The sequence below is a fragment of the Cytophagia bacterium CHB2 genome, assembly GCA_030263535.1.
Taxonomy (GTDB): Bacteria; Zhuqueibacterota; Zhuqueibacteria; order Zhuqueibacterales; family Zhuqueibacteraceae; genus Coneutiohabitans.
Map to the genome: position 1 here is coordinate 26,244 of SZPB01000017.1, position 8,367 is coordinate 34,610.

Sequence of the window (8,367 nt, forward strand, 5' to 3'; positions counted from 1 at the left end):
CATAAACTAAGATAGGCTCAGTCGGCTGAAAACAATTTTAAAAATTGAACGTTGAGCCCGTTGGGTTTCAGAAGCGCCTCTCGACAAGTCAATACTCAAAATTAGTATACCAGCGCACGATTGATTCGCGGAGGATATTTGCAAGGGAAATCTTTAATTTTTAAATATCTGAAGGGAGGTTTAGGCTGGCATTGACATCAAGCGGCGCTTTTTGGCTTGCTCATGAAAGCCCCTGTTGCGACTTGGGTTTAATTTTAATTTCAGTGAATCGAATGGATGAAACCGCTCGATTTCAATTTCTAAACGGCTCCGCGGCCAGCGCTTACCTAGCGGCTTCGCACAGCCGTTCCACATCACGCACCGGCGGTAGGCCGAAGAGCCTTTTGTACTCCCGAGTGAAGTGCGAAGCATCACCGTACCCCACGCGATAGGCAACACTTGCTGCGTCGAAACTCTCGCCGAACATCAGCCGGCGGGTTTCTTGGGGAGCCGAATCTGCTTTTGGAACTGCAGGGGATTCTTTAATGTTGTTGGTGGGTAAAAGCTTGGCGCTGGTGAATCCCAATGAGCGTTTCGATAGCCAGGTCTTGGTGCGGGTGCGCTGGCGCTAAGCCTTCACCGACGGGGTGATTTCTTAGCTGCCGAGAGAATTAGGCAAAAAGTAGGAACGATTGAGCTATCACCTTTTTGATCCCACCGATTATTATTTAGCAACTATTCAGCCAACCTCTTCCAGGTCATTCTGGCCGAATGCCCCTTCGGGAAGAATCCTTTTCGCACTGGCATAGACTTCGGCGAGCTCAGTCGAGCCGTGCTCGAAATGAAAAAAACGCTTCATTCCGCAACCCCTCCGCTTCAGATGCCATTTTCGACACTTCATCCGAATCCCGTTTGTTCATGGTAAGCTCAAACTTAAATTGTATCCGGTAAAGAAAACAAATTCACTCGCGTTACCGGCAAACAATTGGAGAAAACCAAAGATGCATTTCTGTTTGACAATGAGGTGAACGCTGGTCGTTAAACTTTTTCTACGGCTTCTCCAATGCACTGATAACTGGTTTCATGGCAAATTCCTGCGTTATGAGAGGTCATAAAATTTCTGATATTTCATAAAAACCCCGCTGCCTTCTCACCTTTTCCTCCCTTCTTTATCTACCCCGCAACACCATGTAAGCAAAGATGCTTACATAAGCTGCAAGCCTTGCCAAAATCCAATTGGTACACCAATTGAATATCCAATACGGCGAGAGTTTAACAAAGTCAGCCGGTGGAAATCAACTTGGTAATGATTGTATGGCATCAAAGGCATTGACAGACCGAAATTTCGACGCTGAGCTTGTTGCTCCGGGCAGAATGGTGTTGATCATATTTTACGATGAGAATTACAGCAATCGCTATCTCATCGAACCGGGCTTGGCGAAACTGGACGAACTGTATGGCCAGCGGGTGAAGTTCTGCCGCATCAATACGCGTGAAAACCCGAAAGTGGCCGAACGCTTTCGGATTTTTATCAGCCCGACGATTCTATTTTTTCAAGATGGAAAACTGGTTGAGTCGCTGGCGGGCACTTTTCCGCGCGTTGAGGTCGAGAACATGATCCGGAAACTGCTCACTGAAAAAGAAGCAGACCGATTGTCTCCCTCGAGAAACTAAAAAAGGAGGTTACAACCGTGAAGTACATTGTATTGGTCGGAAGAATTCTATTCTCATTAATCTTCGTGATTGGCGGCATCAGCAATTTTTCGAAGCAGGCGATCGAGCACGGAGCAGCGCAGGGAATCCCATTGGCTGCGATTGCAGTTCCGCTCTCCGGAGTGATCGCGCTCTTGGGAGGACTCAGCATCGCCCTCGGTTATAAAGCCAAATGGGGCGCGTGGCTGCTGGTATTGTTCCTCGTGCCGGTCACGGTGATGACGCACAACTTCTGGGCCATACAGGATAGCATGCTGGCGCAGATGCATCAGGTGATGTTCATGAAGAATCTTTCCATGCTGGGTGCTGCGCTTCTCATCTCTTACTTTGGCGCTGGCCCGTTGAGCTTGGACGGACGGCAGAAAACACATTCAGAGCAACGCACACGGCGCCTGCAACATAGAGAAGCAGTGATCGCGTAGAGAACCAGACAATCAAGTCCGTAGGCTGCGAATGACGGAAGCGGCTTATGGCACAACCAATCCGTCAACACACAACCGAAAGGAGAAACTGAGATGAACAAGATGATGGTCGCAGTCTTCGACAGCGAGACGGTGGCTTTTGAGGGCCTCAGCGCGCTCAAGGGACTCCACAAGGATGGGGACATCACGGTGTACGCAACGGCGGTCCTCGTGAAAGATGCCTCGGGCAAGGTGAGCGTGAAGCAGGTCGTCGAGCAGGGGCCCATCGGCGCCGGCCTCGGCATGTTGGTCGGCAGCATGGTGGGATTGCTGGCGGGTCCGGTCGGACTGGCCGTGGGAGCGTCGATAGGTAGCCTGACAGGCTTGATCTCTGATCTGAACAAGTCGGGCATCGACGTCCAATTCGTGGACGAGGTCTCGAACGCCCTCGGCTCTGGCAAGGCGGCGGTCCTGGCCGATGTGGAAGAGAGCTGGACGGAGCCCGTTGACGCACGAGTCAGGAAACTGGGTGGCATGGTTTTCCGACGCCTGCGCTCCGAGGTCGTCGAGGACCAACTGGCGCGGGAATCCGCTGCGTTCAAGGCTGAAGTGAAGCAGCTCAAGGAGGAGCTGGCTCAGGCAAACGCTGAGAACAAGGCCGCGATCCAGGCGCAGATCGACGAGGCGAAGAATAAGGCCCAGGTGATGCAGGACCAGGCCAAAGGCCAAATCGATCAAGCAAAGCGCGAAGCCGAGGCGAAGATCACCGCCCTGCAGGGACAGCTCAAGCAGGCGAGCGACCGGCAGAAGGCAAAGATTGAGAAGCGCATCGCCGAAGTAAAGGCTGACCTCGAGGCACGTCACGCCAAGCTCCAGGAAGCTGGACGACTTGCCAAGGAGGCATTGGCACTTTAGCGTCGCGCCTAAAAACGGGAAGTCTTCGGTAGTTGAGGTCCGTTCAAGACTTCCCGTTTCTTTAAACATGAAAGTGGCGATGTACTTTGCGAGGAAAATGCGATGTTGCAAAATCAAAATACCTACAAGGCTCTCGCGGTGAATGCAAGTCACGCCTCCGCAGAAGTTTTGGCGAGCATGTCCAGCCACCACCCAAAAACAGTGATGGATTTGGCCGAGGCCGAGAAAGTTTATGAGCTGACAACTCCGAGCCATACTGAAAATCTGGAGCCGATTCGCAGCTTCCTTGCGACCATCGCTCAAAAAGCCGGCTTTGACGAAACGGCGGTAATGGAGATCGAGATTGCCGTTGAGGAGGCCTGCGTCAATACAATTAAACATGCCCATGCAAATGACGTGGCCAAGCCGCTGCATCTTCGGATAACCATCGACCATCAAAAACTGGCGGTAGTGGTGAAAGATCAAGGTCAAGGCTTTGATCCCAAGCAGCTCGAAAAGCAGGATGCCAAGGCGCTCCTTTCAAAGCTGCAAGCCGGCGGGCGCGGCATTCTGATGATGAAGATGCTGATGGATGAAGTTCATTTTGCCTTTGAAAGCGGAATAGGAACGCAAGTCCGGCTGGTGAAATACCGCATATCTCCGCGCTGCCGGACGATTCATTAATAAATAAGGAAAGGAGACTTGAAATGAAATGGTCTTTTAAACTCGGTGAAATTGCCGGCATCGGCATTTACGTGCACGCGACGTTTTTGCTGCTGCTCGGCTGGGTGGCGTTGAGCTATTATCTCGCCGGGCAGAGCATCGCGATGATGATCAACGGCGTGGCGTTCTTGCTGGCGCTGTTCGGAATTGTCGTGCTCCACGAGCTGGGACACGCGCTCACCGCTAAACGCTTCGGCATTCAGACGCGCGACATTACCCTGCTGCCGATCGGCGGCGTCGCGCGTTTGGAGCGCATGCCGGATGATCCCAAACAGGAGTTGTGGGTGGCGCTGGCCGGACCGGCGGTCAACGTGGTTTTAGCGGCGGTGTTGTACATCGCCATTGGGTTAACTTCCGGGCCGCCATCGTTGAGCAACCTTAGCATGGTGAGTGGGAACTTTTGGGAAAAGTTGCTGTGGGTCAACGTCTCGCTGGCGGCGTTCAATCTCCTGCCGGCGTTTCCGATGGACGGCGGCCGCGTGCTGCGCGCGTTGTTGGCCATGCGCATGGACTATGTGCGTGCAACGCAAATCGCCGCCCACGTCGGACAAGGCATGGCGCTTCTGTTTGGATTCATCGGCTTGTTTTACAATCCCTTCCTGGTGTTCATCGCGCTTTTTGTGTGGATGGGCGCCTCGCAAGAAGCGAGCATGGTGCAAATGAAATCGGCGCTCGGCGGCATTCCGGTCCAGGCCGCGATGATCAAGGACTTTCGCACGCTGGCGCCCGCGGATTCTTTGGAACGGGCGGTTGACCATATTCTGGCTGGTTTTCAACAAGACTTTCCGGTGGTGGAGCAAGGGCGCGTGGTGGGCGTGCTCACGCGCAACGATTTGCTGAAAGCGCTCTCGCAGCGCGGCCCAAACGGCCGGGTCGAAGACGCCATGCAGCGCCAATTTGAGACCGCCGACCCGAACGAGATGTTGGAAACTGTTTTTGCGCGATTGAATGCGAGTCGCTGCCATTCGCTGCCGCTCGTGCGCAACGGCCAGCTCGCGGGCATCCTTACGATGGATAACGTCGGCGAATTTTTGATGGTGCAGGCGGCGCTGCGAGGGGCGCGGGCATGAGATTGGGGAATACAGTCTTAATCTTTACAAGTGATATCTTTGCAAAAAAAAGCAAAGACTTTTTCCAACGGATAGAAGAACCCAACTGAAAAAGCTTTATCCGTTGGGTTCTTCTATCGGTTGGAGATTATCTTTTTGGTTGCGGCTCGTCCGCGTTGGGAAGAAGCAGGAAAAGGATGTTGAAAACCAAACCTACAATTATTATGAGCGAATTAGAGAAAAAGCTGGAGCAAGGCTGGGAAAAATTGACCGCCTTGCTCGATCCGAAACAGCGCGCGGAAAAAACACTTCTGGAAGCATTGCAACGTGATTATTTAGAAGAGCGGCAGACCAGCGAGGTTTTACAAAAAGAAAGCGGCCACGTTCCTTATGCGCAATTACGCCGGAAGCTGCTGGACATTGCCGCGCGCGAACAAGAGCATGCCGAATTGCTGGCGGCAAAAATCCGCGAGCTGGGCGGCGAGCCCTCGGAACGCGCCGCCAATTTGCGCAAAGAGCGCGAGAGCAAAACTTCCCCCTCGACGCTCGATCTGCTGCAAATTTTGGAAAGAGAAAAAGATGATTACATCCAATATCTGGAAGCGGCGCATCTGGCCAAAGAGGCCGGACATGAAAATTGGACGCCCTTACTGACACAGATCGCGGACGAGGAACAAATACATCGCCGGGAGTTGATGGATATCATCACGCGCTTGAATCCATTGCCGGTGCAAAGCTAGGCCTGAGATTCTAGATTTTTCCATAACCGAATTGTGCATTGCAGCCGGCAAGCGCGCGGCTGCAAGATCGATTTGAAATGAAAGGCATTTGGTGAAATTATGTCAACAACGAATATGAAGACCGTGTCACTCGTTCTTGGAAGCGGGGGCGCGCGAGGTTTGGCGCATATTGGCGTCATTCATTGGCTTGAAGAAAATGATTTTAAAATCGCGTCAATAGCCGGTTGCTCAATAGGAGCAGTAATTGGAGGAGTATATGCTGCCGGAAAATTGAATGAGTATGAGCAATGGGTACGTTCCGTAACTAAAATCGACATATTCACCCTACTGGATCTTTCGTGGGAAAAGAGCGGACTGGTGAGAGGCGACAAAATTATTAATACTTTGATCAAACTAGTTGGAAAGAAACGAATCGAAGATCTCCCGTTTTCATATACGGCTGTTGCCGCTGACATCGTCAACCAGAAAGAAGTATGGATAAAGTCAGGCAGTCTTTTTGATGCCATGAGAGCGTCTTTCGCAATACCCCTTCTCTTCACGCCATTCAAGTACAAAGGGGTCGATCTTGTTGATGGCGGGATCTTGAATCCTGTGCCCATTGCGCCGACATTTGGGGATGAAACTGATTTAACTATTGCTGTAAATCTGGGCGGCTCCCCAGATGATCGTAAAGAGCCGGCTTCCGTGAGTACGGCTTCAGTTGACCCTTCATCTCCGGTCCGTGAAAAGATCAATCGCTTTATAACACGTCTCCAACAATCCGGGACAAGTGGCAGCAGTCGAGATTGGGGAGCGTACGATATCGCCATGCAGGCTTTTGACACGATGCAGAGTGCCATAGCCCGCCAAAAGCTTGCCGCATATCCACCGGATGTAGTAATAGAAATTGCCAGGAACGCGTGCCGGACATTGGAGTTTGACCGGGCAACCGAGATGATTGAATTGGGATACAGAAAGGCGAAAGAGTGCCTGTCTCAAGTTTCGCCACAAAGGCGGAACGATGAACGCTAACATTTCGCTAAAAGATAATCACCTCAAAACTCAACCGAAAGGAGAACCCATGACTAACTTTCCTCTTCTCAACGCTTTTGCAAGCCATTGGTGGGTGCTGTTGCTACGCGGCATTGGCGCCGTGTTGTTCGGCATTTTGGCCTTCGTATGGCCGGGGCTGACGTTGGTGGCGCTGGTTTTTCTCTACGGCGCTTATGCCCTGGTGGATGGCGTCACCGCAATCTTTGTCGCTGGGCGCGCCCGCGCGTGGTGGATGATCTTTGCCGGACTGTTCGGCATCATCGCCGGCGTGCTGACGTTTATTTTTCCCGGCATCACCGCATTTTGGCTGCTCATTCTGATCGCGTCGTGGGCCGTCGTCCGAGGCCTCTTCGAGATCGTGACGGCGATTCAATTGCGCAAAGAATTGACCAATGAGTGGATGCTGATTCTTGGCGGCGTTCTCTCGATCATCTTCGGCATCTGGCTCTTTTTGAATCCGGCCGCGGGCGCGCTGACGATGGTGTGGCTGATCGGCGCCTACACGCTGGTGTTCGGAATCATCATGATTGTGCTTTCGTTCCGTTTGCGCGGACTGCGACAGCTCAAGCCAGCCGCGGTCTGATGAGGCACATTTGAATTTTGCCCGGGAACAAAAAAGCTTTTTAGTATGTTTCGTGTGTTTAGCGGGCGACGCAAGATCATCGGACTAAAGTAAAACTAACCGGAGGTTCGGGTAAACTGAACCTCCGGTTTTGCGCCTCATCAACGAAGAAATCACAACTATGAAAGTCAAATTTTAGATCAGCGCTGACGATGCGGCAAAATCAAGCAAATCCTTATCAACAACCGGTTGAAGAAGTATTGACCGCGTTCGACACGGATGCGCGGCGCGGCTTGAGCAAAGAGGAAGCGCGGGCGCGGCTCGAAACATACGGCAAAAACGAGCTGACGGCAGAGAAGCCGGTGCCAGCGTGGAGGAAATTCCTCGCACAGTTTAAAGACGTGCTTGTCATCCTGCTGCTCATCGCGACAGTGATTTCGACCGTGTTGTGGTTGTACGAGCGCGAATCGGCGCTGCCTTATGAAGCCATGGCGATCTTCGCCGTCGTGCTGCTCAACGCCATCATGGGTTACATTCAGCAATCACGCGCGGAAGATGCGGTGGCGGCGTTGCGCCAAATGTCGGCGGCGCATGCCAACGTCATCCGCGACGGCGAGCGGCAGAGTATTCCGGCAACCGAGCTTGTGCCGGGCGATATCATCCTCATTGAAGAGGGCGATACGATTCCGGCGGACGGCCGGTTGATTCAAGAAACCGCGCTGCAAACCGGCGAAGCCGCGCTGACCGGTGAAAGCTTGCCGGTGTCGAAAGATACGCTGCCGATTGCGCAAGAAGTCGGACTCGGCGACCGCGACAATATGGTCTTCAGCGGCACCGCCGCCACTTACGGCCGCGGACGCGCGGTGGTGGTGGCAACCGGAATGCACACCCAAATGGGGCGCATTGCCGGGATGCTGAAGCAAGCTCCGGAAGAAACCACGCCGCTGCAAAAGGAACTCGATCGCGTCGGCAAACTGCTCGGCATCATCGTCGTTGTCATCGCCGTCGTGATGATTGCAACGATAATCCTCGTTGAAGACGTGCGCGGCTTCGCTGGAATTTTCGACGTGCTCATCCTCGGCGTCGCGCTCGCGGTCGGAGTAGGCGAACTCCGGTTCCTGACGCTGCCACTTGAGCTTGTACAGCGGAGGCTGCGCCAAGAAGATGTGGCCATGCTCGACCAGCGGTTTCATGAACCGGAACAACAGGGTCAGCAGCAGCGTGGAGATGTGCTGACCGTCGACATCGGCGTCGGCCATCAACACGATCTTGTG

9 protein-coding genes and 2 pseudogenes are annotated in these 8,367 nt (G+C 53.1%); 9 read left to right on the forward strand and 2 right to left on the reverse strand.

The genetic code is table 11. From position 1 onward, the window contains the following. Nucleotides 1-322: 322 nt before the first annotated feature. Nucleotides 323-466, reverse strand: a complete 144-nt coding sequence (locus FBQ85_03475; GenBank protein MDL1874218.1) for a helix-turn-helix transcriptional regulator — start codon at nucleotides 464-466, stop codon at nucleotides 323-325. A 761-nt stretch (nucleotides 467-1,227) separates the two neighbouring features. Here FBQ85_03475 and FBQ85_03480 point away from each other — a divergent pair. The 9 genes and pseudogenes from FBQ85_03480 (at nucleotide 1,228) to FBQ85_03520 (ending at nucleotide 8,253) form a co-directional block, all read left to right on the forward strand. Next, nucleotides 1,228-1,653 (forward strand): hypothetical protein, encoded by a 426-nt coding sequence (locus FBQ85_03480; GenBank protein MDL1874219.1) that lies wholly within the window; start codon nucleotides 1,228-1,230, stop codon nucleotides 1,651-1,653. After that, nucleotides 1,632-2,114, forward strand: a complete 483-nt coding sequence (locus FBQ85_03485; protein MDL1874220.1) for a DoxX family protein — start codon at nucleotides 1,632-1,634, stop codon at nucleotides 2,112-2,114. The genes FBQ85_03480 and FBQ85_03485 overlap by 22 nt, the downstream gene beginning before the upstream one ends. Before the next feature lie 93 nt (nucleotides 2,115-2,207). Further along, nucleotides 2,208-3,008 carry a DUF1269 domain-containing protein gene (locus tag FBQ85_03490; protein MDL1874221.1) on the forward strand — a complete coding sequence of 267 codons (801 nt, stop codon included), beginning with the start codon at nucleotides 2,208-2,210 and terminating at the stop codon, nucleotides 3,006-3,008. 102 nt (nucleotides 3,009-3,110) lie between these two features. Next, entirely contained in the window at nucleotides 3,111-3,671 is a 561-nt protein-coding gene (locus tag FBQ85_03495) for an ATP-binding protein (GenBank protein ID MDL1874222.1), read from the forward strand. Between the two features lie 23 nt (nucleotides 3,672-3,694). Beyond that, nucleotides 3,695-4,780, forward strand: coding sequence for a site-2 protease family protein (locus FBQ85_03500; protein ID MDL1874223.1), 1,086 nt, complete (start codon nucleotides 3,695-3,697; stop codon nucleotides 4,778-4,780). Between the two features lie 176 nt (nucleotides 4,781-4,956). Continuing rightward, entirely contained in the window at nucleotides 4,957-5,499 is a 543-nt protein-coding gene (locus FBQ85_03505; GenBank protein ID MDL1874224.1) for a ferritin-like domain-containing protein, read from the forward strand. 99 nt (nucleotides 5,500-5,598) lie between these two features. Continuing rightward, complete coding sequence (locus FBQ85_03510; protein MDL1874225.1) at nucleotides 5,599-6,510, forward strand: serine protease; 912 nt, start codon at nucleotides 5,599-5,601, stop codon at nucleotides 6,508-6,510. A 49-nt stretch (nucleotides 6,511-6,559) separates the two neighbouring features. Then, the gene (locus tag FBQ85_03515) at nucleotides 6,560-7,114 is read left to right on the forward strand and encodes an HdeD family acid-resistance protein (GenBank protein ID MDL1874226.1); all 555 of its coding nucleotides are present in this window, start codon (nucleotides 6,560-6,562) and stop codon (nucleotides 7,112-7,114) included. 191 nt (nucleotides 7,115-7,305) lie between these two features. Further along, nucleotides 7,306-8,253 (forward strand): annotated as a pseudogene (locus FBQ85_03520) (cation-translocating P-type ATPase). Here the strand turns inward: FBQ85_03520 and FBQ85_03525 are convergent. Then, nucleotides 8,176-8,367 (reverse strand): annotated as a pseudogene (locus FBQ85_03525) (DNA topoisomerase IV subunit B). The pseudogenes FBQ85_03520 and FBQ85_03525 overlap by 78 nt on opposite strands.